At 53.8% G+C, this 22,357-nt stretch carries 25 protein-coding genes and 3 pseudogenes; 19 read left to right on the top strand and 9 right to left on the bottom strand.

Going from position 1 to position 22,357, the window contains the following annotated elements:
- Nucleotides 1–54 precede the first annotated feature (54 nt).
- From Q1B46_RS13645 to Q1B46_RS13610, 8 genes and pseudogenes are all read left to right on the top strand, one after another.
- A complete protein-coding gene (locus tag Q1B46_RS13645) occupies nt 55–645 on the top strand; it encodes a YceI family protein (protein WP_299948834.1) in 591 nt (196 codons plus the stop codon).
- A 149-nt stretch (nt 646–794) separates the two neighbouring features.
- A complete protein-coding gene (locus tag Q1B46_RS13640) occupies nt 795–1,250 on the top strand; it encodes a luciferase family protein (RefSeq protein WP_299948832.1) in 456 nt (151 codons plus the stop codon).
- A gap of 208 nt (nt 1,251–1,458) precedes the next feature.
- Nucleotides 1,459–1,794, top strand: coding sequence for a hypothetical protein (locus Q1B46_RS13635; RefSeq protein WP_299948830.1), 336 nt, complete (start codon nt 1,459–1,461; stop codon nt 1,792–1,794).
- A gap of 58 nt (nt 1,795–1,852) precedes the next feature.
- On the top strand, nt 1,853–2,320 hold the full coding sequence (locus Q1B46_RS13630) for a DUF411 domain-containing protein (RefSeq protein ID WP_299948828.1): 468 nt from the start codon (nt 1,853–1,855) through the stop codon (nt 2,318–2,320).
- A complete protein-coding gene (locus tag Q1B46_RS13625) occupies nt 2,320–2,784 on the top strand; it encodes a cytochrome c (RefSeq protein WP_299948826.1) in 465 nt (154 codons plus the stop codon). Before Q1B46_RS13630 ends, Q1B46_RS13625 begins: the two co-directional genes overlap by 1 nt.
- A 12-nt stretch (nt 2,785–2,796) precedes the next feature.
- Nucleotides 2,797–3,141 carry a copper resistance CopC family protein gene (locus tag Q1B46_RS13620; RefSeq protein WP_260023800.1) on the top strand — a complete coding sequence of 115 codons (345 nt, stop codon included), beginning with the start codon at nt 2,797–2,799 and terminating at the stop codon, nt 3,139–3,141.
- Entirely contained in the window at nt 3,138–4,016 is an 879-nt protein-coding gene (locus tag Q1B46_RS13615; RefSeq protein WP_299948820.1) for a CopD family protein, read from the top strand. Before Q1B46_RS13620 ends, Q1B46_RS13615 begins: the two co-directional genes overlap by 4 nt.
- 117 nt (nt 4,017–4,133) lie before the next feature.
- A pseudogene (locus Q1B46_RS13610) lies at nt 4,134–5,265 on the top strand (IS30 family transposase); the annotation flags it as partial.
- On the opposite strand, the gene Q1B46_RS13605 reads toward Q1B46_RS13610, so the two are convergent.
- Nucleotides 5,170–5,733, bottom strand: a complete 564-nt coding sequence (locus tag Q1B46_RS13605) for a cation transporter (RefSeq protein WP_299948818.1) — start codon at nt 5,731–5,733, stop codon at nt 5,170–5,172. The pseudogene Q1B46_RS13610 and the gene Q1B46_RS13605 sit on opposite strands and share 96 nt — an antisense overlap.
- Nucleotides 5,734–5,806: 73 nt before the next feature.
- On the opposite strand from Q1B46_RS13605, the gene Q1B46_RS13600 reads away from it, so the two are divergent.
- Nucleotides 5,807–6,223, top strand: a complete 417-nt coding sequence (locus Q1B46_RS13600; RefSeq protein ID WP_299948816.1) for a helix-turn-helix domain-containing protein — start codon at nt 5,807–5,809, stop codon at nt 6,221–6,223.
- A gap of 22 nt (nt 6,224–6,245) precedes the next feature.
- Here Q1B46_RS13600 and Q1B46_RS13595 read toward each other — a convergent pair whose 3' ends face one another.
- Both Q1B46_RS13595 and Q1B46_RS13590 read right to left on the bottom strand, forming a co-directional pair.
- Nucleotides 6,246–6,464, bottom strand: coding sequence for a GDCCVxC domain-containing (seleno)protein (locus Q1B46_RS13595; RefSeq protein WP_299948814.1), 219 nt, complete (start codon nt 6,462–6,464; stop codon nt 6,246–6,248).
- A gap of 4 nt (nt 6,465–6,468) precedes the next feature.
- The gene (locus Q1B46_RS13590; RefSeq protein ID WP_299948812.1) at nt 6,469–6,801 is read right to left on the bottom strand and encodes a hypothetical protein; all 333 of its coding nucleotides are present in this window, start codon (nt 6,799–6,801) and stop codon (nt 6,469–6,471) included.
- Between the two features lie 90 nt (nt 6,802–6,891).
- Between Q1B46_RS13590 and Q1B46_RS13585 the strand changes: the two genes are divergently transcribed.
- From Q1B46_RS13585 to Q1B46_RS13575, 3 genes are all read left to right on the top strand, one after another.
- On the top strand, nt 6,892–7,290 hold the full coding sequence (locus Q1B46_RS13585; protein WP_299669637.1) for a MerR family transcriptional regulator: 399 nt from the start codon (nt 6,892–6,894) through the stop codon (nt 7,288–7,290).
- A gap of 286 nt (nt 7,291–7,576) precedes the next feature.
- On the top strand, nt 7,577–8,797 hold the full coding sequence (locus Q1B46_RS13580; RefSeq protein WP_299948809.1) for a sensor histidine kinase: 1,221 nt from the start codon (nt 7,577–7,579) through the stop codon (nt 8,795–8,797).
- Nucleotides 8,794–9,447, top strand: a complete 654-nt coding sequence (locus tag Q1B46_RS13575; RefSeq protein ID WP_299948807.1) for a response regulator transcription factor — start codon at nt 8,794–8,796, stop codon at nt 9,445–9,447. The genes Q1B46_RS13580 and Q1B46_RS13575 overlap by 4 nt, the downstream gene beginning before the upstream one ends.
- Before the next feature lie 69 nt (nt 9,448–9,516).
- Here the strand turns inward: Q1B46_RS13575 and Q1B46_RS13570 are convergent, their stop codons facing one another.
- The 4 genes from Q1B46_RS13570 to Q1B46_RS13555 all read right to left on the bottom strand — a co-directional run bounded on the left by Q1B46_RS13570 (nt 9,517) and on the right by Q1B46_RS13555 (nt 12,972).
- Nucleotides 9,517–10,389 (bottom strand): hypothetical protein, encoded by an 873-nt coding sequence (locus tag Q1B46_RS13570; RefSeq protein WP_299948805.1) that lies wholly within the window; start codon nt 10,387–10,389, stop codon nt 9,517–9,519.
- A 146-nt stretch (nt 10,390–10,535) separates the two neighbouring features.
- Nucleotides 10,536–11,417 carry a cation diffusion facilitator family transporter gene (locus Q1B46_RS13565; protein ID WP_299948803.1) on the bottom strand — a complete coding sequence of 294 codons (882 nt, stop codon included), beginning with the start codon at nt 11,415–11,417 and terminating at the stop codon, nt 10,536–10,538.
- A gap of 165 nt (nt 11,418–11,582) precedes the next feature.
- A complete protein-coding gene (locus Q1B46_RS13560; RefSeq protein ID WP_299948801.1) occupies nt 11,583–12,410 on the bottom strand; it encodes a cytochrome c in 828 nt (275 codons plus the stop codon).
- 94 nt (nt 12,411–12,504) lie between these two features.
- Nucleotides 12,505–12,972 carry a cytochrome c gene (locus tag Q1B46_RS13555; RefSeq protein WP_299948799.1) on the bottom strand — a complete coding sequence of 156 codons (468 nt, stop codon included), beginning with the start codon at nt 12,970–12,972 and terminating at the stop codon, nt 12,505–12,507.
- Nucleotides 12,973–13,058: 86 nt separating this feature from the next.
- Here Q1B46_RS13555 and Q1B46_RS13550 point away from each other — a divergent pair, with 86 nt between their 5' ends.
- Nucleotides 13,059–13,904 carry a LysR family transcriptional regulator gene (locus Q1B46_RS13550; protein WP_299948797.1) on the top strand — a complete coding sequence of 282 codons (846 nt, stop codon included), beginning with the start codon at nt 13,059–13,061 and terminating at the stop codon, nt 13,902–13,904.
- A gap of 125 nt (nt 13,905–14,029) precedes the next feature.
- Here the strand turns inward: Q1B46_RS13550 and Q1B46_RS13545 are convergent, their stop codons facing one another.
- Complete coding sequence (locus Q1B46_RS13545) at nt 14,030–14,455, bottom strand: VOC family protein (RefSeq protein ID WP_299948795.1); 426 nt, start codon at nt 14,453–14,455, stop codon at nt 14,030–14,032.
- A 192-nt stretch (nt 14,456–14,647) separates the two neighbouring features.
- On the opposite strand from Q1B46_RS13545, the pseudogene htpX reads away from it, so the two are divergent.
- The 6 genes and pseudogenes from htpX (at nt 14,648) to Q1B46_RS13515 (ending at nt 21,352) form a co-directional block, all read left to right on the top strand.
- Nucleotides 14,648–15,525 (top strand): annotated as a pseudogene (gene htpX, locus Q1B46_RS13540) (zinc metalloprotease HtpX).
- A 60-nt stretch (nt 15,526–15,585) separates the two neighbouring features.
- Complete coding sequence (htpG, locus tag Q1B46_RS13535; RefSeq protein WP_299948794.1) at nt 15,586–17,451, top strand: molecular chaperone HtpG; 1,866 nt, start codon at nt 15,586–15,588, stop codon at nt 17,449–17,451.
- Between the two features lie 154 nt (nt 17,452–17,605).
- Entirely contained in the window at nt 17,606–17,923 is a 318-nt protein-coding gene (locus tag Q1B46_RS13530; protein ID WP_299948792.1) for a polymer-forming cytoskeletal protein, read from the top strand.
- A 326-nt stretch (nt 17,924–18,249) separates the two neighbouring features.
- The gene (locus tag Q1B46_RS13525) at nt 18,250–18,585 is read left to right on the top strand and encodes a hypothetical protein (protein WP_366871536.1); all 336 of its coding nucleotides are present in this window, start codon (nt 18,250–18,252) and stop codon (nt 18,583–18,585) included.
- 187 nt (nt 18,586–18,772) lie between these two features.
- Nucleotides 18,773–19,891, top strand: a complete 1,119-nt coding sequence (locus Q1B46_RS13520; RefSeq protein WP_299948790.1) for a Fic family protein — start codon at nt 18,773–18,775, stop codon at nt 19,889–19,891.
- Between the two features lie 96 nt (nt 19,892–19,987).
- A pseudogene (locus Q1B46_RS13515) lies at nt 19,988–21,352 on the top strand (IS1182 family transposase).
- A gap of 136 nt (nt 21,353–21,488) precedes the next feature.
- Here the strand turns inward: Q1B46_RS13515 and Q1B46_RS13510 are convergent.
- Nucleotides 21,489–22,235, bottom strand: coding sequence for an IclR family transcriptional regulator (locus Q1B46_RS13510; RefSeq protein WP_299948788.1), 747 nt, complete (start codon nt 22,233–22,235; stop codon nt 21,489–21,491).
- Nucleotides 22,236–22,357 lie beyond the last annotated feature (122 nt).

Genomic DNA, 22,357 nt, shown 5'->3' with positions numbered 1-22,357 from the left:
CAAAGCTCAATACTCAATTCCGCAAACTAGTCTTGTCAAAACGGGAGCGTATCAATGTTCAAATTGGCAGCAACCCCGCTGGCGGTACTCTTATTGATAAGCGCGACAACCGCATTGTCCGAGAGTGGCACCTACGAGCTGGATCCTGGACACAGCCAGGTATTGTTCAGCTACGACCACATTGGGTTCTCAGAAACGTATGGAATGTTCTCAGGGTTTAGCGGCGAGATAGAGTTCAACGAAGATGACCCGTCCGCGTCGTCTGTCACAGTGTCTATGCCAGTAAAATCCATGATCACGGGCTGGGATGCCCGTCTGCAACACTTCATGTCTGAAGACTTCTTCAGCGCGAGCGACGGTGACGTGGTCACATTCACTTCAACCAGCATTGAAGTGACCGGGGACAATACCGCGAATATTTCTGGCGACCTGACCATGAATGGTAACACCAAACCTGTTGTTCTGGAAACAACGCTTAACAAGTCAGCGCCATACCCGTTTGGCCCAAAAGAGGGCACGCCGACCTTGGGGCTGGCTGCCACGGCGACTATCGTGCGGTCTGAATTCGGACTTGGGGCATTTGCGCCAGCGGTGAGCGACGAAATAGAGCTCTTGATCAATATCGAAGCGTTAAAGGCTGAATGATGTGTGCAAGGGCGCCGATACTGCGCTCAGCACTCAATCTTTTTGATTGGCAGATGGTCAACACGATGAATGTGCACCTGAGAACATTGGCGGTTGCTGTGACGGTAGTGGTATTGATGTGCTCAATGGCGTCCGCGCAAGAGCGCTCCTTGCCGGAGCGCACCTCGCCCCGTCCCGAAACGACAAGCGGCGTACCGCATACTCAGATTGGTGTCGAAATTGATGCCGAATTGGCCCAGCTCTTGCTGGAGCGAGTTGCGCAATTCCCAGGGGTCACACTTGGCCCCACACGCATATCACTACCTGGCGCGATTGGCTTTCAGCTTGATCCCGACATGTTGTTGTCTCAACCGAGCTCTATCGTCGGTGGGTTTGAGTTTGCGCATATGCATCCTGATGGCAGTTTGCACGCTTCGCTGCACCCGGCAATGGCCCGACGGGCAATTGAGGCCGGCTGGGCCGTAGCTCACCCTTGGGCCAAACAACGTCCTGGGTGGAGCGGCTTTGTCATGATATATACACCGACCACACCAGAAGAGTTGGATGTCGTCATCGATCTGGTCGAAAGTTCGTACACCTTCATCACCGGAAACACCTTGGGTTAAACGCCCACCTGCTGACCTTGCCGTTGCTGACTATCACGCAGGTCAGTCAAAATTCAGTTTTACCGGAATTTCAGGTGATCCATGTTCCACTGTTCCAGCCGGGCATGATCCAGAGATGTGGCGCACCCAAAATGGGTGCAACTAGGATATATATGGCGAAACATCCTCGTAACTTGTCAAAACAACATACCCCCAGTAGGTATTTGGTATGTTTCGCTTGGTCCTGTCGATACTTCTTGTTGTTGCATTCTCTGGCGCATCCGCAGCGTCGGTGAAGCATGGCTTGACCCATGGATCGGATCATTCTGGTCATCATGCTCAAATGGCGGACGACGATCCGTTGGCTAATGCCGAGAAAGCTGCTGCGGATTGTTGCGACACCACTAGCGGCATGGGTTCGACATCCTGTTTTGGTGATTTTGTCGCAACGGCGGGGATTTCGCCAATTGTTCCATTGGTGATCTCAGTAGGTGGTGTGACGCACGCTGGTTCCGTTTTTTCGAGCCTCGCATTGGGCGTCCCCACCGGTCCTCCGAAAGCCTGAATGGCAACGGGCGCTCGCCCGCATTCCGTTCAAATTTCACATCAAAGGACCGACAGACATGATCACACGTCGTCAATTCACCACACTGTCTGCAACTGCTTTCATCGCGACCGCTCTTCCCGTCCGCGCAGGCACCCCAATCCACGTGCTCAGTTCACCAGGTTGCGGATGCTGTCACCCATGGGCCGACTTGGCTCGCGCACGTGGCTACGCCGTCACCGTTGAGGAACTGACAGACCCCGAGGCACAGAAGTCAGCGCGGGGTATCCCGCTGAACCTCGCATCCTGTCACACCATTGAAGCCGATGGTTATGTCTTTGAAGGCCATGTGCCGTTCGAAGCACTGGAAGCCGTGTTGAAGGATCGACCTGACATCACAGGGCTAGCTGTTCCTGGCATGCCAATGGGCTCTCCTGGTATGGGCGACAATCCGTCCGCCCGCTACGACGTCATCGCATTTGGGGGAGAGGCTGGGACCGGAACGGTGTACTACCGCGCGGGCACAGCTCAGCCGTTCGACACCTGATGGTAGGGCGCACAACACTCTTGGTTATCGGTGGGCTTGCGCTCGCCGGTTTCTCCGTAGCGTTCGTTCTGGCCCAAGCCTCTGAAGCGGTCGGTCTTTTAACACCTGATGACGCGGAATTTGTCGCCATTGGCCAAGATATTTACGCGGACCAATGTGCTGCCTGCCACGGTGAGAACCTTGAAGGACAGCCAAACTGGCGGAAACGCGGCGAGGATGGTTTGCTACCAGCACCACCGCATGACACCACAGGGCATACGTGGCACCACGATGATGAAACGCTCTTCACCTTGACCAAATTTGGCCTGGCCGGACTGATGGAAAATGCGCCCCCAACCGGTATGCCGGTCTATGAAGGTGTGCTCAGCGATGACGAAATCATAGCGGTCCTTTCTTATATCAAGTCAACCTGGCCAAATGATCTTCGTGAATACCACGACGAGCTGAATGCCCAATCCGAATAGAGGAAAACTCAGATGATCAAACAAACTCTTATCGGCTTGGTCGTAGCAATGGCTCCAATACTTGCGGCCGCGCATTCCAAGTCCGAAGAAACGACGCCGGCTGACGGCGCGACTGTAACGGACGTGCCGGAGCTTACCATGCGGTTCGATGATCCGATGCGCATCATCTCGGTCACGCTGACCTCACCAGATGGCGACGTCGAAATTGACCGCGAAACGGGTATGGACCCCGCTACAGAATTCCGGGCTGTGCCGTTGGAAGAGCTTGCACCCGGAAGCTACCGCTTCGACTGGCGCGGTATGGCTTCCGACGGTCACCCGATGCAGGGCAGCTTCTCTTTCACAGTCGCTAAATGACTGGACTGGCCCCCATTGACGGTGTTGTCGTCTTGGCCATTTTGGCGAAAGCACTTGGCTACGGATTGGTGTTGCTGGCGATGGGTGGCGTCCTGTTCACGGTCCTCTTTGACAAGCGCGCTGAAGAGTCTGTTCTACGCCTTGCACGGCACCTCGCGGTCGGAGCTGCGATTGTCGGTCTCGCCGTACTGGCTTTACGCTTCGGCATCAGAGCAGCGCGGATATCCGGGATGGGCTTTGAGGGCGCGACGGACCCAATGATGCTTGGTTTTGTTTGGGATAGTCCGCTTGGCACCGCCGCGATTTGGCGAGGAGTGGGTGAACTCGCGATATTGGCAATCCTGCTTCCCCGCGTCGGGCAGTGGATCGCTTTGGCGGGTAGCCTCGCCATCGCGATTTCATTTGCCCAGGTGGGACACTCGCTCGGAGAGCCTAGAGCGGCTCTCGCTGTCTTGCTGGTTCTTCATCTGCTGGCTGCCGCGTTTTGGGTCGGTGCTCTCCTGCCTTTGCGCAAAGCGGCGCTCACTCCCAATAGGGCCGATCTACTGCACCACTTTGGCAGTGTCGCTGCTTATGGAGTTGCCGTCCTGATTGTTGCAGGCGCGGCGCTCGCGTGGCTGCTTTCGGGCACTGTGGCCGCCTTGTTCGGAACGGCCTATGGATTGGGGCTTTTGGTCAAAGTCGTGATCGTTTCTGCCCTTCTTGGCCTCGCGGCGCTGAACAAGCTGAGATTTGTTCCTGCTCTCAGGGCTGAGAAGCGTGGCGCGGAAATTGCTCTCCGGCGGTCGATTTCAATGGAGATGTTGGCTGTTGTCCTGATCCTGTTTGCAACGGCGACGCTAACCAGTGTGTCGACACCTCCCATCAATCTCTGACGGCTTATAGTCCGAAGCCGGAACTGCAAAGCCTTGTTACGAATGTCCGCTTTGGGCGGCGGGTTTCAACGGGTGAGCGCAACACTTTATTCTTTTTGGCAAGATGGAGTGTGAGAGATGAATTATCGGACGCGGACGTTTTACACGGACAAACAGAAATCGGAGATGTGGGATCGGTGGCAGCGCGGAGAATCGATGAGCTCGATTGGACGGCATTTCAATCGTGCATCGTCTTCGATCATTCCGCATTTGGCTCTGTTTGGCGGGATCCGGCCCGCCGCCGTAAGAGGTCGCGATTTGCTTTGAGCCTGACGGAGCGGGAGGAGATATCTCGCGGCTTGGTTTCAGAGCGGTCGTTGCGGTCTATCGCCAAGAGCCTGAACCGGTCGCCTTCAACGATCAGCCGAGAGGTTCGCAGAAATGGTGGGCGTCAGGCCTATCGCACGGCGCGCTCGGATCAGCGGGCCTGGGACTGCGCAACGCGTCCCAAATCATGTAAACTCTCGTTCAATGATCCATTGTGCCACCTGATTGCACGCAAGCTGCGTCGGAAATGGTCGCCGCAGCAGATTGCTGGTTGGCTCAAGCGGAAACATCCCGACGAGGAGCAGCATCGCGTGTCCCACGAGACGATCTATCGCTGCCTTTATGTGCAGACCCGTGGGGTCCTAAAGAAGGAATTGCTGGAGTGCTTGCGCAGCCCGCGTGCCATCAGGCGGTCACGGCACGCAACTCAGAAAGGGTTGAAACTGCGCAAGATCAAGAACGCGATCCCGATCAGCGAGCGCCCTCCAGAGGTCGAGGATCGGGCCGTGCCGGGGCACTGGGAGGGCGACCTGATCGTGGGGTCCAACAACAGCTACATCGCCACACTCGTGGAGCGCCATTCCCGGTTTGTGATGTTGGCCAAAGTCGAGAACAAGGACACCCAAAGTTTATCACGGCCCTGATCAAGCAGGCCCGCAAGTTGCCCAAAGAGCTGTACCGATCACTGACATGGGACCGTGGCTCTGAGATGGCAGGACACGTGACGTTCACCATGGCGACAAAGATTAATGTCTATTTTTGTGATCCGCAGTCACCTTGGCAACTCGGTAGCAATGAAAATACCAACCGGTTGCTTCGCCAATACTTCCCCAAATGCACTGACATATCAGGCTTTAGCCAGGCCAAACTCAGCGCCGTTGCGCGCCAGCTTAACGAGCGATCTCGAAAAACCTTGCAATACCAAACACCAGCAGAGAAATTTGAAACTTGTGTTGCGGCGATCAGTTGAAACCACACAGACAGAGCGGACATTCGCGTCTCCATCTTTGTATCTGACGAGTAGAAGAACGCTGGCTAGGTTTGTAAGCAGAGCAAGGAACCCCACCACCCGCATGATTTCAGCCTCAGGAACTCCGACATAGAACACGCGATAAACTATCGATCCGAACACACATGAACCCATCAGAAAGAGGCTGAGGCCTTTGGCCAAGGCAGCATTTGTGCGTGCACGGATTGAAGCGCCAATGACAGCCAAAGAAATACCGTAGGTCAGGGCATCTCCCAAGAAGTCGAGTGCGTCGGCCTGAAGTGCCTGAGATTTCGCATAGTGCCCAGCGGTCATCTCGACCACGAACATCGTGGCATTAAGAGCAATGACGATCCACAATCGCCTTTTGTAATCATCTGAAACGCCATCGAACTTGACGTCATGTCCGCAACATCCTGACATAGGGAGGTCTCTTTGAATCTGTCTTTCGTATAGTGTAGTATCTCTAGTGACTAGAGGTTCAAGAGGTACTTCGATGTTTTCGATTGGTGACCTGTCCAAGCGCACAAAGGTCAAGATTCCGACCATTCGTTACTATGAGGAAATGGGGCTGCTCAGTGCGCCAGAACGCACCGAAGGCAATCAGCGGCGATACGATGCGGCGGGCATGGAACGCCTTAGTTTTATCAAGCACGCGCGTGACCTTGGGTTCTCGCTTGAGGCGATATCTGAACTGATCGATTTACAAGGCCATCCGGATCGCTCGTGCAAAGCGGCAACCGACATAGCAACCGCTCGGCTCTCGGAGGTCCGAGCAAAAATCAAAAGGCTCCGCGCACTTGAGAAAGAGCTGAACCGGATCTCAAAAGGCTGTAATGGAGATGGCGTTTCAGAGCACTGCTACGTGCTTGCTTCACTCGCCGACCATGAGCTGTGCCGTCACGAACATTGATCTTAAGTAGATGGCATTGCCTCTAACCGCAGCACGAACTGCCGTCTTGAATTGGCGGACATGGGACAGTTGCGTAGGAACAAAAGACACAGCAATCGCCTTCTAGTGGCTTCAAGACTGCCTTGCATGATTTGCACTCATAAAACCACTGGCACGTGTCGGTTGGCATTTTTTCGGTTTCAATGTGTCCGCACTCAGGGCAGGTCAAAGTGCTATCCAGCACCACAGTTTGTTTTGTCATTGTCTCACATCTGCATGATTAGATAATCGTTGATTTGAGCCTCATTGAACACGATGACCCATGCCAGCGTGGTGATCGCTGAGCTTCCAACAAGCCACCATTTTAGATTTGCCAACGTCCCGTTTCGATGCGCTACGAACCACGAAACCGCGACCAGCGCTGTTGAGATGGCAAGAACATAGTAGCTTGCCGCCGCTATTCTTCCGAATACCGCCAACCAACTGCCGCCCAAGCCTAGCAACATCATGACCATTGGAAGGACACAGCATGTTGCAACCCCCAGAGCGGAAACCGATCCCAAGTAGCTGAGGCTCAAATATTTCTTCAACTTTCGCACCCGAGGTACTCGATTTGATTGTGTTGAGGCACCGGCATTCAGAGCGTATAACTCCTGTAGCAACTACAGGATCAAGAGGGAGCGGTTCACATGATTGCGATAGGTGAGGCCTCGCGGCAATCCGGGGTCGGAATAGAAACCATCCGCTATTACGAACGCGAAGGTATCGTACCAAGACCCGCACGAGCTCTGAACAATCGTCGCCTCTATTCAGCAAACGATGTGGGTAGACTTCGGTTTTTGAAGAAATGCCGCGACCTGGGGTTTCCTCTATCTGACGCAAAGGCGCTTTGGGAGCTGTCAGAAGGAAGTGCCGAAGACTGCCGGTCAGTGAAAGAACTGGCCGAGGCACACATTGCCAGCGTTCGAAGCAAGATTAGTGAGCTCAGACGCCTGGAGCACGCCTTGAGTGAGCTTACGGCCAATTGTGATAGCGGAAACGTTCAATGCCCGATGCTGCAAAGATTGAGAACCATGGATGATATCTGACTCTGACCACTGGATCGAAGCTCAGGGTCTGAGATTTAGCCAAATCACGTCAGACCAAGGTCTGTGGTGCGATAAAAGATTGTAGTTCATAGTCGATTTCACGATGAGAGCGAAAATAACTGACCGGACGATTGGAAATTGGTCGTTGTCGCGAGTGTTTCTTGCGGCCAGTACTTTCGTGATGGGCACTGCTACCGCAATAGTCGGGGTCTGGGTGTCAAATCGAATCCAGAACGCAGTTGTGCAAAACTCCGCAAACTCTGCTGCGCTATATATGGAAAGCGTAGTGTCCCCGCTCAGCCAGGAATTGGCACATGGCGATCATCTTTCTGAGCAGGCGAGCCGAGCGCTGGACGAGATTTTTATGACGCAGCCAATGCGGGACCGCATCGTCTCCTACAAATTCTGGAAGCAAGGCGGGGTGATTGCACATGCCTCGGATACAGAAATCATTGGAAACCGCTTCAATCCAACGGGTGACTTAAGGCGGGCGTGGAGCGGTGATATCTCCGGCTCTTTCGAAGAGCTTGATCATGCCGAGAGCGCCGCCGAGGCGGCATTGGGGATACCACTACTTGAAGTTTACAGTCCCATCCGCGAACTCTGGTCCGGCGAAATCATCGCAGTTGCAGAGTTCTACGAAAGAGCTGATCAGCTTGAGTTAGACTTAGCCAAGGCCAGGCGAACAAGTTGGTTGGTCGTCGGTTCCGCATTTCTGGCAAGTACTATTGTTCTGTATTCCATTGTCGCGATTGGCAACAAAACTATTCGACGACAGGGGGCTCTTCTTAAACAGCGCCTGACAGAAAGTGAGAGGATGGCCGAGCAGAATGCCCGGCTGCGGTCGCGTGTAGTAGATGCGTCAGAAAGATATGCCACGCAAACAGATCGGTTCCTCAAAAATCTCGGTGCCGAGCTACATGATGGTCCTGCGCAATACCTGTCGCTCGCCGCCCTTAGACTGGAGGCGGCGTTTTCCAAAGAGTCTGAAAGTTCTAAAGAGGCAGAGGAAATTCAGCAGTCTTTGCAAAAATCTCTGGCTGAAATTCGTGCAATATCGCGAGGGCTTTCTGCGCCAGATATCGACAGCTTGTCACTCGTCGATGTTGTGAAGAGAGCCGTAGAGGATCACGTCGAACACGGCCCGTTGCGACCGGATATTTCACTTTTGGGTAGCCAGGCCCCAGAGTTGTCATTGTCCGACAAGCTGTGCGTTTTTCGGTTCCTTCAGGAGACGCTTTCCAATGCCGCGAGATATGCTCCAGCTTCCAAGTGCACCGTAAGTTCTGAGGCGCAGAACGACCGCATAGTTATAAAGGTCAAAGACGACGGACCTGGTTTTGACAGGTCAGAAGAAACCGCGTTGCGAGACGATGGTGGCCAGGGGCTTATGGGCTTGCGGGATCGGGTCGAGAGTATTGGCGGCAGGTTCGAAGTCGCATCGAGACCAGGTGAGGGCACCACCGTTTCTATGACACTCTTTCCCAGAAAGTTAGGCACATCATGACTACATCTGTCGTAATAGCTGATGATCACCCGATATTCAGGGATGGTTTGCAACGCACGCTGGATGAAGCTGATGGTTTTGAAGTTTTGGCTGCCGGGTCCAGCGCTGAAGAGGCAGTATCGCTGGTCGGCACGCATCAGCCGGACATAGCCATTCTTGACCTCTCGATGCCCGGTGGCGGGATAAGCGCAACACGTGAAATTGCAGCGATGGCAAATCCGCCCTTCATTGCAATCTTGACAGTCTCAGAGAACAGCAGCGATGTCGCGGACGCCTTGGAGGCGGGCGCAGTTGGGTACATTGTGAAGGGAGTAACCGCGAGCGAACTAACCGCTTCCTTACGCAGCATCGCCGCAGGTGAAGGGTTCGTTTCTCCGGGCTTGGCCTCGCGGGTATTGCTTCAAATCAACGCTGACACCGGCATGTCTGTTAACAGCAGTATGCTCGATGACCTTACGCATCGTGAGGAGGAAATACTGAGACGTGTGGCCAAAGGACTGAGTAATCGTGAAATAGCCGACGAGCTAGACCTTCAGGAAAAAACCGTGAAGCACTACATGACGGCAATCCTGTCAAAGCTTCATGCGCGAAATCGGGTAGAGGCAGCACTCATTGCCCATGATGTTTGGAATAAGGGAGACTACCTATAGTCTCTTTGACTACGATGGCGGCCCTCCACAGAGAGAAGCCGCCAACGGATCATCCACTGGAGTTGCGGTTCAGTTGGCAACCGACTTTAACCTCCGGCGATCAGAGGCCGTTGCGTTTCTTTCAACAACAGTCCGGTTGTATGGGTCTTTCAACTCGTAGCGCCCAAACTCGATCTCTTCTTTCCAACCATTGGCATAGTTCACTTCGATATTGTTGCCCTGGCGTTCGATTTTCGTGGGTCGACTTCCAGCAGTGCCGCCTTGCCCAGAAGAACGCACGTTGTCGATTGAGATACCATTCGCCAATGACCGAAGCCTTGAGACGTCCGCACCGGTCGCGGGGCGCTCCTCAACAGTTCGGTTCTGAGCATTCTTTCTCTCATACCGTCCGTTTTCAATCTCCTCCTTGGTTCCGTCGGCGTAACGCACTTCAATGCCGTTAGCGTTTGTTTCGACCTTTGTTAATCCAGCCGAACCCGACAGCTTGCCGCCTGCTTGAGACCGATCCTTCTTTCCGCTGCCTCTATTGGAGCGTTTAGAGTCATCATCGTCATCGTCATCGTCGTTATCATCATCGTCGCGACCACCTTTGCCTGATCCCGAATTGTCGTCACGATCATCATCCTGGTCGTCGTCGCGATCATCGTCTCTATCGTCATCACGATCATCGTCTCGGTCACCACCACGGCCGCTGTTCCCCGACCCCGAGTTGTCGTCGCGGTCATCATCTCTGTCGTCGTCTCGATCATCATCCCGATCATCGTCGCGACCATCCCCGTCTTTCCCCTTGCCGCTCTTGGCAAAGGCATATGACGGTTCAAAATGTAGGCGACCATCGGCATCAAACGCTGGCACATAAGGTGTCGCCGCAATCAACGAAGCCAACGCCGCAGTACTAAGAAGCTGACCCAGCTTTCTTTGAATTTTCATTTTCGCCTCCAATTCTGATCATCACGCTTCGTGACATTGAAGACAGGTTACTTCTGGTCCGGCTTTCCCACACCGGGCTTAGGTCTGACGAATTTCAAGCCGAACGTCTTAAACAGATCAGTCAAACCGATAGTGTTTTGTAGAGCTAATTGACTAGTTTAGTGGCATTTAACCCCGACACCCTTCAATTCGTCATCAGGTTCGAGGTGAATGACAAAGACAGAACCCGGATACAAACGATCCAATTCTTCCTCGATGTCATTGCATATATCATGCGCCGCGCTGACTGGCATTGTGCCGTCCACAACAAGGTGAAACTCGACAAAGATGACATTTGCGGATCTGCGCCCTTTGAGATCGTGGTACTCTAAGGCTGTGCCGAGATTTGCTTCGATTGCGTTAGAAACAATCTGCAAGTCATGATCCGAAAGGGTCACATCCATCAGACCATCGACGGATGCCCGAATAACTTTCCATCCCTCCCACAAGATGTTCAACGCAACAAGAATTGCCAGAATTGGGTCGAGGATCAACCAGCCGGTGACAAGCGCCAGTATCAGCCCTGCGATGACACCAACTGAAGTCATGACATCTGTGAAAATGTGTCGGGCGCTTGCCTCCAATGCCGGCGAACCCTCGCGCCTGCCGATTTTGAGCAATAGGTAGGCCCATGCGCCATTCACACCAGTTGCAATGACATTTACGACGATTCCAAGAAGTGGCGCACCCTCAAGATGCGGGTTCGGGAGCGCCAGCACAGCTTCTCTGATGATCAAGAACGCCGCCAGCACAATCAGTACGCCCTCGGCGACGGCGGAAAGATACTCGGCTTTTTTGTGACCAAAGGGGTGGTTTTCGTCAGGGGGTATATTGGCAATCCGAACCGCAAAATACGCCAGCAGCGCCGCGACGACATTTACAGTTGATTCCATTGCGTCTGACAACAACGCCACCGAACCCGTCAGCCACCAGGCCAGCAGTTTCAGGGCCAGTACCGCAATGGAAATCGGAATGGACCAAAGAGCAAATTTTTGTGTCATTCGGTCACGACCCTCAGTCAATCATGAACAGAAACTCGTGCGACTGCTGAGTTCCGGTTTTCAAAACGTAAAACAGGTGTTTGGTAGAAAGGGAATAGGCCCTGCCGCTTCCTACCGGCAACCGGCGACAGCATCTGGTCCCCGCTGCATCGCGCCAATCGACTGTTATTCGGATGAAAGCCCCGTCGATGAAACAGGAACAGCTTTGAGATAGGCGGCAATCGCCAAACGGTCCTTATCCGTGAGGCGTGATGTGTTCTCGATGACGTCCACCATCTCACCACCTGCGCTGTCATAATCCGGCGTGAAACCAGATTTCAGGTACTCGGCGATGTCAGCCTCGGACCAATCAAGCTGGCCTGAGGTAAGGCCGGGGATGCGACCTTTCCCGTTTGGATTTGGTGCACCTGTCAGCCAAAGGTCTCGTTTCAGACCACCTAAGCCATTTCGCGGCGTATGGCATTCGGCGCAGTGACCCAACGCCTCCACCAGATACCGGCCTTGCCTTTGTTGGTTGGTCAGATCACCTTCGACTACCCAGCCTGGCGACATGAACAAAAGCTTCCATCCGCCCAGTCCGCGTCGAATGTTGAAAGGGAAACCAACCTCATGCGCTTTGCTTTCTGCCGTGACCGCTGGCAGCGTGCCGAGGAATGCGCGAAGCGAAACAACGTCTTCGACTGACATGTTGGCATAAGACGTATAAGGAAACGCAGGAAAATAGTGTTGCCCTTCGGGTCCGGTGCCGTGGATCAGGGCATTGGCCAGATCAAGGGCAGACCAGGACCCAATACCAACTTCTGGGTGACTGGAAATGTTGGGGGCAATGAACGTGCCGAATTCCGTCTCGAACCGGCGACCACCGGAGAGCATGAACTTTTCCTCACCAACCGCATCCGGCGCTGAATGACAGGATGCGCATCCTGCGGCGTGGAACACGATTTCACCTCTGGCGAGATCTGGGTTCAGATCGTCGAGTTGAGACTGATCCATTCTTTGTGGTCGGGTCAGCACCAAACCGGCCAACCCAACTAAAAGTGCAACGAAAGCGGTGAAAAGGAAAAACCGCTTCACAACTATCTACCAATTAGTCTTTCGGTGCTCTGTACGCTTTGTGACATGCTGAACAGCTTCCACCCAGATCGCCCATAGCCGCTTTCAGGGCATCAACATCTTGGCCAGCCGCAGCCTGCATCGCAACAGCTGCGTCTGCCATGGCTTGCCCTTTCGCACCAACGTCAGGGAAGTTTTCCCAGATCGCAGGCAGCGCTCTGGTGGACGGATCGGATACATTGTCGGATCCCGCGGGCCACATCGCGGATTGGTCGATCTGCGTTAGTACAACAAGGTTGTTTGCAGCCCGTGTTGCGGCCTCGGCATCATAATCTACCTCGCCTTTGGCCATGCCGCCAAGTGTACCAAGATTGAAGGCATAGAGTTGCATGATTGAGGTTCGAGCTTTCACAGCCGGGTTTTCGCTTTCGTGGGCGATGGCTGTGCCAATTGCAGCCACCGATAAAATACTGGCCGCAAAGATCGAAATTTTCTGCATCATGGTGTGTCTCCCTGTTCAATACCCCGAATGTTACCTTGAACGAATTTACTTGTAATTGTTTGTTATTAGTCGTCACCTGTTAATTTATGAACAATGAAAACTGGGATGATATTCGGTACGCGTTAGCAGTAAGCAAATACGGTTCGTTGAACGCGGCGGCGGTGGCCCTGGGCGTTACGCATGCCACAGTCTTGCGCAGAGTGGCCGCTTTCGAAGAGCGCAATGGTTGCCGGATTTTTCAGAAAAACCCGTCAGGATATTCCGTTCTCCCTGAAGCCAGTGCGGTCTTTTCGGCCATGGAAAGCGTTGAAGAAGCGGTGCTGTCGGTTGAGCGGGCAGTTGTCGGAGCAAATCGGTCTCCTATGGGGCAGGTGCGCATTACATCGACCGATAGTCTTTGTCAGATTGTTCTACCTCGCATCTTGAACGAAATCTCACTTCTTTACCCAGGCTTGAATTTGACTCTGCTGAGCCAAAATAGCCACCATGATCTTTCCAGACTGACAGCAGACATTGCTGTGCGCCCATCGATAAAGCTTGGGGAAGGGCTAGTCGGGCAACGTGCAGGAACGCTGTCCTTCGGCGTCTTCGACGACGGATTCCCAAATCGCAATTGGATGAGGCTTGATGGGGCGTTAAGCCGTTCACTTCCTGCCAAATGGCTGAAAGCGAATGTGAGCGCCGACGAAATGACGAACGGAGCAGACAGTTTTCTGGTGCTGCAGCAGATGGCGGCCTCGGGAGCTGGTAAAACCTTTCTGCCGTCATTTTTTGGCGACGTGGATACCCGCCTTAAACGGTCGCAGGACGTGAATCCTGAGATCGAGGTTCCACTATGGGTCGCGACGTTAGAGGAAATCGCGCAAACCCCAAGGTTTGCCGTTGTTCAGAAGGCTTTAGTTGAGCGCATATCCAAAGCGCTAGCTAAGTGATCTCATCAAACAAAGATTTAAGAGCACTCGCATTTTTGCCCGTCAGGGACTGTAAAGCTCAGTTGGAAATGTCCGCTTTGGGCCCACAAATGCTCGAGTGGAACTTCGCTTCGCAAGCGATTTGCCTATCCCATGGTGGAGACTTTTTGATGAACTTCAATCACGTTGCCTTCTGGGTCGTGAAAGAACACTTGGTGCCACTCTTTCGAGAAAGCCGTTCCATAGTCTGAGTATGGAATGCCGTGTTCATCGAGCTTTCTGAGAAAGGCATCAAGGTCATCGGTACGAAAGGCAATATGCCCTCGTTCAACCGGATTAATTGCATGCATGTTTTTGAACGCGACACCTAAGTCCCGTTCTGCAAGATGCATCTGTATGCTACCTTCGGTCGCAAATCTGATTTTGCCGTCATAGCCCATATCTTCGTTTGCTTTAGTGCGAAGGAAATTTTGTTGTGGGATGTCAGCAAGACCAAGCACGCTTGTGTAAAAGTCGTGCATGCGATCGACATCGTCGGCCACAAAGTTAATGTGATGAAATTCCAGCTTCATTGTCAGTCATCTGTTCAATATTTTTCTTCTGCGGTTCTAACATCAAAGGTCGCAGCTTGGGATAGGAGAAGTCAAATTGGTTTCTCCGAATTGCAGCTTTGCCCGCAATCCAGCTACTTCCCGTGCCAGGTCATTGTTCTCGCAAAAGGCAGATCCTATATGCGCGGCGATGGGTTTTGGAGGCCAAGTCTGATGGTGCGTACGTTTGTTCTCATGGCCGTGATGACAGCTTTCGTGGGTGTCATCGGGCTCATGCTGGGCGGTGAGGTGGGCCTTGTCATCGCGCTCTGCCTCGCATTTGCGATGAACTTCTTCTCCTACTGGAATTCGGACAAAGCCGTCCTGCGTATGCATGGTGCGCGGCGTGTTGATGCGCGCTCGGCACCGGAGCTGTGGAAGATGACCGAAATGATGGCCCGGAGAGCCGGTATGCCTATGCCCGCGCTCTACATCATGGAGACCGAGCAGTCCAACGCATTTGCTACTGGGCGCAATCCGGAGAATGCCGCAGTCGCAGTCACACGCGGCCTGTTGAGCAACATGAGCCGCGAAGAGGTGGCTGCTGTTGTTGCTCATGAGCTGGCACATATCAAAAACCGCGACACGCTTACGATGACCATCACCACAACCCTGGCCGGAGCGGTCTCGATGCTGGCGAATTTCGCGATCTTCTTTGACGGCGGGCGCGACAGGCCTTTGGGTATTGTCGGTACTATCGCGATGATGATCCTTGCGCCCCTGGCTGCGGGTATGTGCAGATGGCGATCAGCCGGGTGCGTGATTATGAGGCAGATGCCGAGGGGGCCGCGATCTGCGGCAATCCCGAATGGTTGGTGTCAGCGCTCGCCAGATTGGGCCAGCTCTCTGGTCGGATCGACAATATTGCTGCCGAACGTAACCCGGCCACGGCGCATATGTTCATCGTCAACCCGCTTCACATGCAGGCGGTGGATAGCCTTTTTGCCACACACCCGCCAATTGAAAAGCGCATCGCCAAGCTGCGGGCACTTGGTAGTGCCAAAGGGTTGAAAAGCAGCGCCCAACCTTCGAGAGGTGGCCCTTGGGGCTAGTTGAAACCGGCATGATAGATCATTAGTTTGCGCCGCGATTGCTAATAGGAGTTACGAGCCATGACGGAGACTCTTGAGAAAGAAACGTTTTCCTTCCAGACCGAAGTGGGCCAGCTTTTGGAAATCGTCGCAGGTTCGCTCTATTCCAACCGCGAGGTGTTTTTGCGCGAGCTCGTCTCCAATGCATCCGACGCCTATGACAAGCTGCGCTACGCAGCCCTGACCGACGCGTCGCTTGCACCATCCGAGGATTTTGCGATCACGCTTGAGATTGATGCCAAGACCAAGGCGTTGTCGATTTCGGACAATGGTATCGGCATGAACCACGCTGATCTGCTTGAAACCCTTGGCACCATTGCCAAATCCGGCACCAGTGCTTTCGTTGAAGCGCTCAAGGCTGACGACAAAGCCAAGCCAGGCCTGATTGGCCAGTTTGGTGTGGGCTTTTATTCAGCTTTCATGGTGGCGTCTCGGGTTGATGTCGTGACCCGCAAGGCAGGCGAGAGCGAGGCCTGGCTTTGGTCTTCTGACGGCAAGGGCGAGTTCTCCATCGAGCCGACCGAGCGCGTGACCAACGGAACTACAGTGACGTTGCACCTCAAGAAAGACGCCAAGGAGTTTGCCGAAGAGGCCCGTATTCGGCACATCATCAAGACCTACTCCGAGCATATCAACTTCCCGGTCAAACTTGGAGAAGACACGCTTAATTCAGCCGAAGCGCTTTGGACCCGCCCTGCGAAGGACATCTCGGAGGAGGAATACACCGAGTTCTACCGCCATTGCTCCCACGCCTTTGATGCGCCGTGGAACGTGATGCATAATAAGGTCGAAGGCACACTCAATCACACGAGCCTGCTTTTTGTGCCCAGCACCCAGCCCTTCGATCTCTTTGAGCCCGAGCGCAAGAACCATGTGAAGCTCTACGTCAACCGGGTCTTCATTTCGGAGACTACGAAGGATCTGATACCAGCGTATCTACGCTTTCTGCGCGGGGTTGTGGATAGCCAGGATCTGTCTCTGAACGTCTCGCGAGAGTTGTTGCAGACCGACCCACAACTCACGAAGATCAAGACTTCGATCACGAAAAAAGTGCTGAGTGAGCTGAAGAAAAAAGCCACCAAGGTACCTGATGAGTACGCAACATTCTGGGGCAATTTCGGTGCAGTGCTGAAGGAAGGCTTGGTCGAAGATGCCGCGCTCCGCGATCGGATCCTCGAGATTTGCCGCTTCGCCTCCACCGCTGTCGGTGACTTGACAAGCCTTGCCGATTACGTGGCCCGTATGAAAGAGGGGCAAGAGGCGATCTTCTACATCGCTGGCGAAGATCCGGCCAAACTGGCCCAGTCTCCACATCTGGAGGGCTTCAAAGCCAAAGGGGTCGAGGTGCTGCTCCTGTCCGACCACGTGGATGAGTTCTGGTTGCAGCACATCACAGAATTCGACGGCAAGCCATTTAGGTCCATCACCCGCGGGGCAGCAGATCTCGACGAGATCAAGGCAGATGAAGCCCAATCGGAAGAAGAAAAACCAGAAGAAGCTGATCTCTCTGCTCTGATCGCTGCGTTTAAGGCCGAACTGGGCGAAGCCGTCAAAGACGTGCGCCCTTCGAAGCGTCTGACCGACAGCCCAGTTTGCCTCATAGCCGATGACGGGGACATGGATGTCAATCTGGAGCGCCTGTTAAAACGCCACGGGCAGTTGCAGCACGGCGCCCCGCGCGTTCTTGAGCTGAACCCCAGCCATGCGATTGTTACCAAACTGGCAGACCGTGCCACGCAAGAGAATGTGAACGATGACGACCTGCTGAAAGACGCCGCCCATCTATTGCTGGATCAAGCCCGCATCGTCGAAGGTGAAGCCCCCATCGACCCATCCGCATTCGCACAGCGTATGGGCTCGGTTCTGGCGCGCGCCTTTGCCAAGTAGAGAGAGCATCCGGAAATGCAAATACAGCAGTGCTGTAGTATTGCCTGTGGTTAAAGGCGAATCTTCGCCCCGGGATTAGGTCACCTTAGACGCAGGTGGCCAAATCCCAGCTTCCGTCTTAGGGTCGCCGCTATCTCAGTCAGAGGATCTCAATGTGACCAACTCAATAGTAGAAGAAAACCTGACAATCGAAGGCAATGTCGTTTCAAGTGCGGGCGGCGTTGAAGTCAAAGGCCGTGTGGTTGGTGACATCAGCGCTGATACAATCACTGTTCAGGTTGGCGGGTCGGTTGACGGTGCACTGTCGGCAAAAAAGATCGTTATGGAAGGCAAGCATCAAGGTCGTCTGAAATGTGACGATCTGAAGATTGCATCGACCTCACATGTTCAGGCTGATGTAGAGGCCCGCACTATGGAAACCGAAAGCGGTGCGAAGATTGTGGGCAAAGTTAATATTGCGGGCGGGCAATAGGGCAGGCACGTCAACGACCAGGATCATAGTTACATTTCTGAAAAGTTCGATTGCCTGGTTCTGAGTAAAACTTGAATGGCTCGATGCGTATCTTCAGGGAAGCTGCCAAGCAAGCTGCTTCCGTAGAATGGCTCGATTGTCCAGGCTATCTGTCATTTTCGGTGGTCTGACAGGTCCAGCTCGTACCACATCCAGCTGAAATCATAATCTGCAACAGGGCCCAACTGGCCCGAGCGTGCGTATTTGGGCGTTACGAGGAACAATGACGGAACGAAGCCATCGACAGCAACCTGTATCTGTCTGCTGCATTGCGCGAAGACTACAGGATGCCAGACAAACCGGAACCCGCTGAACCCAGCCCCGAAACACTTGAAGCGGTCCGGAAACGGGAAGAGACCCAGGCGCGCGAAGATCAGGCATATAAAGCCCGTGCGGCAGAGCGCTCTGAACGGGCGCGGAAACTGGCCGTCGTCGAAGAGCTGGTTTCGCGGCGAAACCCAACGCAGCGCGACGCCGACAAAAGGCTATTTCTATCCGGTCTGACTGACGATCTGGATCGCGAACACTTTCGTGCGCATGGGTGGAGGTCGGGTTTGAATTCATCCGCGATCTTCGCGTTTTGGGAAGAGCTCGAACCAGACGCGTTTGAATACGAAAGATAGCTTGGACAAAACCTGGGACACCCGTCGCAACTAAAGCTTATTATGAAGGGCAGGGTGGGATTGTAGACCGCCACCGGGGAATTTCTATTAGCTCACTCCATTAATCCAACGAGTGTGAGCCATAGAATTGACTTCTATAGCTCACAATGGCTTAATATTCGAGTTATAGAAAAGGTTTCTATGCCTCATGCCTTGGAACTGGCAGATACCTGAATGGCCGGAATTCCGGTATGACGCGTCAAAGATCGCACCCCTAGAGGAGAAGTTCTTGCTCTCTTCCGGTGAGATTCTAGGTGCTGTGCTTCATGTCAGCCCCTCTGAGCGGGAACAACTCCGCATCGACTTGCTTAGCGATGAGGCCATGAAAACCAGTGCCATTGAAGGCGAAATGCTGGACCGGCGCAGCGTCCAGTCCTCTCTTCGTCGTCAGCTTGGATTGTCAACCGACATCTATCCGGCAATGCCACGGGAACACGGCGTCGCTGAGATGATGGTAGATGTGTATTCAAATTATGCTGAAGTGTTGACGGACGAGACCCTATTCCGATGGCATAGTATGTTGCTGTCCCATGATCGAAATCTGGAATCAATTGGGACTTACCGGCGGCATGAGGACGCGATGCAAATCGTTTCAGGCAGCTATGATCGTCCAACGGTACATTTCGAAGCGCCACCGTCTGTGCGCATTCAAGGTGAGATGGACCGCTTTGTTGATTGGTTCAACAAGTCATCTCCCGACTCTGAACACCCACTTCCGGCATTGACGCGCGCTGGCCTCAGCCACCTCTACTTTGAAAGCATACACCCCTTTGAGGATGGAAACGGTCGTCTTAGTCGAGCCTTGGCCGAGAAGTCGCTGGCACAGAATATCGGGCAGCCAAGCCTGATTGCACTCGCTTTCACTATCGAGTGGGAGAGAAAGCTCTACTACGACCAACTAGAACGCCATCAGAAGACATTGGATGTCACGACTTGGCTCGAGTGGTTCGCTGAAACGGTGTTGTCTGCGCAACAGGTGACGTTGGAACGTGTCGGTTTCTTTATTGCAAAGGCGCATTTCTATGATCGCCATCGCGCGCAGTTAAATGACCGGCAAGCCAAAGTTATCGAGCGGATATTTCGAGAAGGGCCCGACGGTTTCAAAGGTGGTTTGAGCGCTGAAAATTACCTGGCGATCACCAGAACCTCGAGAGCGACTGCAACCCGGGATCTGCAGGAACTGGTCGAAAGAGGTGCCTTGTCCCGAACCGGGGAGCGTCGCTACACGCGATATTGGTTGAAATTGGAGCAGTCCTCAGATGGTTGATGCTGACAGAGTTGGGCGTATTTTGTTGAAAAACTATTCCTTGATCGATGCATGAGCTGCTGATTCAATTCTTCCAAATTGGGGGAGGATTAAGCAATGTTGGGAGCGAGACAGGAAGCGCAATCGTCGCTGTTCTATGAGTTCTCGTTGGATGACCACATTCCTCAAGATCACCTGTTTCGGTCGATTGATCGCTTTGTCGATCTTGGTGGCATCCGCGCCCATCTCGCGGTTTTCTACAGCCACACCGGTCGTCCATCGGTCGATCCGGAGTTGCTGATCCGCATGCTGCTGGTGGGCTACTGTTTTGGCATCCGGTCGGAGCGGCGGCTCTGCGAGGAGGTACATCTGAACCTTGCATATCGTTGGTTTTGCCGTCTGGATCTGAACGACCGTGTTCCCGATCATTCGACGTTTTCCAAGAACCGGCACGGGCGTTTCCGCGAGAGCGAGTTGCTGCGGCATCTGTTTGAGATGACCGTCGCGCGCTGCATCGCGGAAGGTCTGGTCAGCGGCCAGCGCATGGCAGTCGATGCCAACAAACAGAACTCGACGCCGAAGGAAGATTGGGACGCGTCGGCCATTGATCCGGCAGATGCGCCCCGTGCCGTGCGTGAGTATCTCGACACGCTGGACGAGGCCGTATTTGGTGCGGCCAGCGAGGTGTAGCCAAAGTTCACCTCCCATTCCGATCCGGCCAGCCGGTGGACGGCTGCTCGTAAAGGTCCTGCGTTTTTCAGCTATTCCGACAATTATTTGATCAACATGGATCACGGCGTGATCATCGACGTCGAGGCGACCCGGTCAATCAGGCAGGCCGAGGTCGGATCCACCAAAACCATGCTGGACCGCGTAAGGGACAAGTTCGGCATGGTCCCAGACTGGATGATTGCCGATACCGCCTACGGCTCCGGCCCGATGCTCGGCTGGCTGGTGGATCGCAAGATTGATCCCTACATCCCTGTGATCGACAAGGCCGGTCGCCCCGACGGGACCTGGACGCGCACAGACTTCGACTGGGATGCGGAGAACGACCAATATATCTGCCCAGAGGGTCACGCGCTTAAACAGTTCCGCAGGAACTACTCAGACCCGAACCGGGGGCCGGCGGGCAAGGGCACAGCCCGCTATCGCGCCTTGAAAGAAGTCTGCCAGGTATGTCCATCCAAGCCCAAATGCTGCCCGAATGCCGATGCACGGAAGATCACCCGCGAAGAGCAAGAAGATGCGCGCCAGGTCGCCAGAGATCTGGCCAAAACCGAAGAATACCAGATTGCGATGAAGCTCAGAAAGAAAGTTGAGATGCTCTTTGCCTACCTCAAGCGCATCCTAGGCCTGGGACGGCTCCGATTACGCGGACCATGTGGTGCCAATGACGAATTCCTCCTCGCCGCGACCGCCCAAAACCTCCGCAAATTGGCGAAGATCTTTCCCGCACCGCAGCAAACACAAAAAGCCTGACCAGAAAGGCGCTTGCGCTCCGTTCAGAGCACCACTTTCTGCACTCGCAACGCGTTGTTTTTCCACAGAATCGGCGGAAACCAGACATTCGCTGCCGATGCAGCAAGTAGCTGTGAAGAAATACGAAAGCGGACCTTCAGCGAAATGTCAGTTGGATATTGGCGGCTGTTTCAAGAAGCGCTTTTTCGATGGTTGTTCTTTGTCGCGCAAATCGCGTCGTTGGCACTGGAATTGAGATTGCGTGCAGGTCTCCGACCCAGTCGACGAAAGAAAATCCGATCGCCGATACACCAGCAGAATGCTCATCCAAATCATAGGCAAGGCCATGTTCGCGGACCTTGTCCAGTTCGGAAAGGAACTCATCCAAATTCCTTTGGATACCATTCCGTTCCCATTCGTTCTGAATAAGCTTTGTTGCATCTCGTTCATCGAGTTGAGCGAGACAAGCTTTCCCGTTTGCAGTGGTGGTCAGTGGAAAAACCTCTCCTACTTGCGAGACCGTAGTCAAACGGTAAACGCCCGGAACTTGATCTAGAAAAACCATACCAATCCCACGCATCACAGCGAGGTCTGTGGTTTCCCCGGTCTTTTGGGTCAGCTCCGTCAAAAGCAGTCGGCAGTGTTCGACGATGCTGTACTGCGCGGCGCCTGCGAGAGCGCTTAGTTCGGGGCCGAGCCTCAGGCCACCTCCATTTGCATCTGCTATGACAAGTTTTTCTTCAGCAAGTGCACTTGTGATTCTCTGTACCGTAGAGCGGGGCAGGTCAACACGCTCGGCGATTTTTCCCAAGCTCATTCCGGATTGGTTTTCTTTTAGAACACGCAAAATCGAGGCCGCTCTGGAAATGACCTGAATACCACCTTTATCCGCTTTTTCAGACATTTAACCTACCCCATTCTGTCTTGGCATCGTGGCTCGAGATGCCTGGCGATTTTTAGTGTTGTATCACAATGCGGTGCAAGTCAACCGTATAGTGAGTTTTTAGTTGACCATAATGCGGTGCG

The sequence above is a fragment of the uncultured Ruegeria sp. genome, assembly GCF_947500045.1.
Lineage (GTDB): Bacteria > Pseudomonadota > Alphaproteobacteria > Rhodobacterales > Rhodobacteraceae > Ruegeria.
The sequence above is the reverse complement of the archived record's forward strand: the minus strand, read 5'-3'. Positions and strand labels throughout refer to the sequence as shown.

Coding starts and splice junctions, on each gene's coding strand:
- Q1B46_RS13525 (WP_366871536.1), top strand. CDS start 18,250: ATGCCAGACAAACCGGAACCCGCTGAACCCAGCCCCGAAACACTTGAA.
- Q1B46_RS13585 (WP_299669637.1), top strand. CDS start 6,892: ATGATTGCGATAGGTGAGGCCTCGCGGCAATCCGGGGTCGGAATAGAA.
- Q1B46_RS13560 (WP_299948801.1), bottom strand. CDS start 12,410: ATGGATCAGTCTCAACTCGACGATCTGAACCCAGATCTCGCCAGAGGT.
- Q1B46_RS13625 (WP_299948826.1), top strand. CDS start 2,320: ATGGTAGGGCGCACAACACTCTTGGTTATCGGTGGGCTTGCGCTCGCC.
- Q1B46_RS13595 (WP_299948814.1), bottom strand. CDS start 6,464: ATGACAAAACAAACTGTGGTGCTGGATAGCACTTTGACCTGCCCTGAG.
- Q1B46_RS13550 (WP_299948797.1), top strand. CDS start 13,059: ATGAACAATGAAAACTGGGATGATATTCGGTACGCGTTAGCAGTAAGC.
- Q1B46_RS13520 (WP_299948790.1), top strand. CDS start 18,773: ATGCCTTGGAACTGGCAGATACCTGAATGGCCGGAATTCCGGTATGAC.
- Q1B46_RS13645 (WP_299948834.1), top strand. CDS start 55: ATGTTCAAATTGGCAGCAACCCCGCTGGCGGTACTCTTATTGATAAGC.
- Q1B46_RS13545 (WP_299948795.1), bottom strand. CDS start 14,455: ATGAAGCTGGAATTTCATCACATTAACTTTGTGGCCGACGATGTCGAT.
- Q1B46_RS13600 (WP_299948816.1), top strand. CDS start 5,807: ATGTTTTCGATTGGTGACCTGTCCAAGCGCACAAAGGTCAAGATTCCG.
- Q1B46_RS13575 (WP_299948807.1), top strand. CDS start 8,794: ATGACTACATCTGTCGTAATAGCTGATGATCACCCGATATTCAGGGAT.
- Q1B46_RS13565 (WP_299948803.1), bottom strand. CDS start 11,417: ATGACACAAAAATTTGCTCTTTGGTCCATTCCGATTTCCATTGCGGTA.
- Q1B46_RS13510 (WP_299948788.1), bottom strand. CDS start 22,235: ATGTCTGAAAAAGCGGATAAAGGTGGTATTCAGGTCATTTCCAGAGCG.
- htpG (WP_299948794.1), top strand. CDS start 15,586: ATGACGGAGACTCTTGAGAAAGAAACGTTTTCCTTCCAGACCGAAGTG.
- Q1B46_RS13635 (WP_299948830.1), top strand. CDS start 1,459: ATGTTTCGCTTGGTCCTGTCGATACTTCTTGTTGTTGCATTCTCTGGC.
- Q1B46_RS13615 (WP_299948820.1), top strand. CDS start 3,138: ATGACTGGACTGGCCCCCATTGACGGTGTTGTCGTCTTGGCCATTTTG.
- Q1B46_RS13605 (WP_299948818.1), bottom strand. CDS start 5,733: ATGTCAGGATGTTGCGGACATGACGTCAAGTTCGATGGCGTTTCAGAT.
- Q1B46_RS13630 (WP_299948828.1), top strand. CDS start 1,853: ATGATCACACGTCGTCAATTCACCACACTGTCTGCAACTGCTTTCATC.
- Q1B46_RS13620 (WP_260023800.1), top strand. CDS start 2,797: ATGATCAAACAAACTCTTATCGGCTTGGTCGTAGCAATGGCTCCAATA.
- Q1B46_RS13555 (WP_299948799.1), bottom strand. CDS start 12,972: ATGATGCAGAAAATTTCGATCTTTGCGGCCAGTATTTTATCGGTGGCT.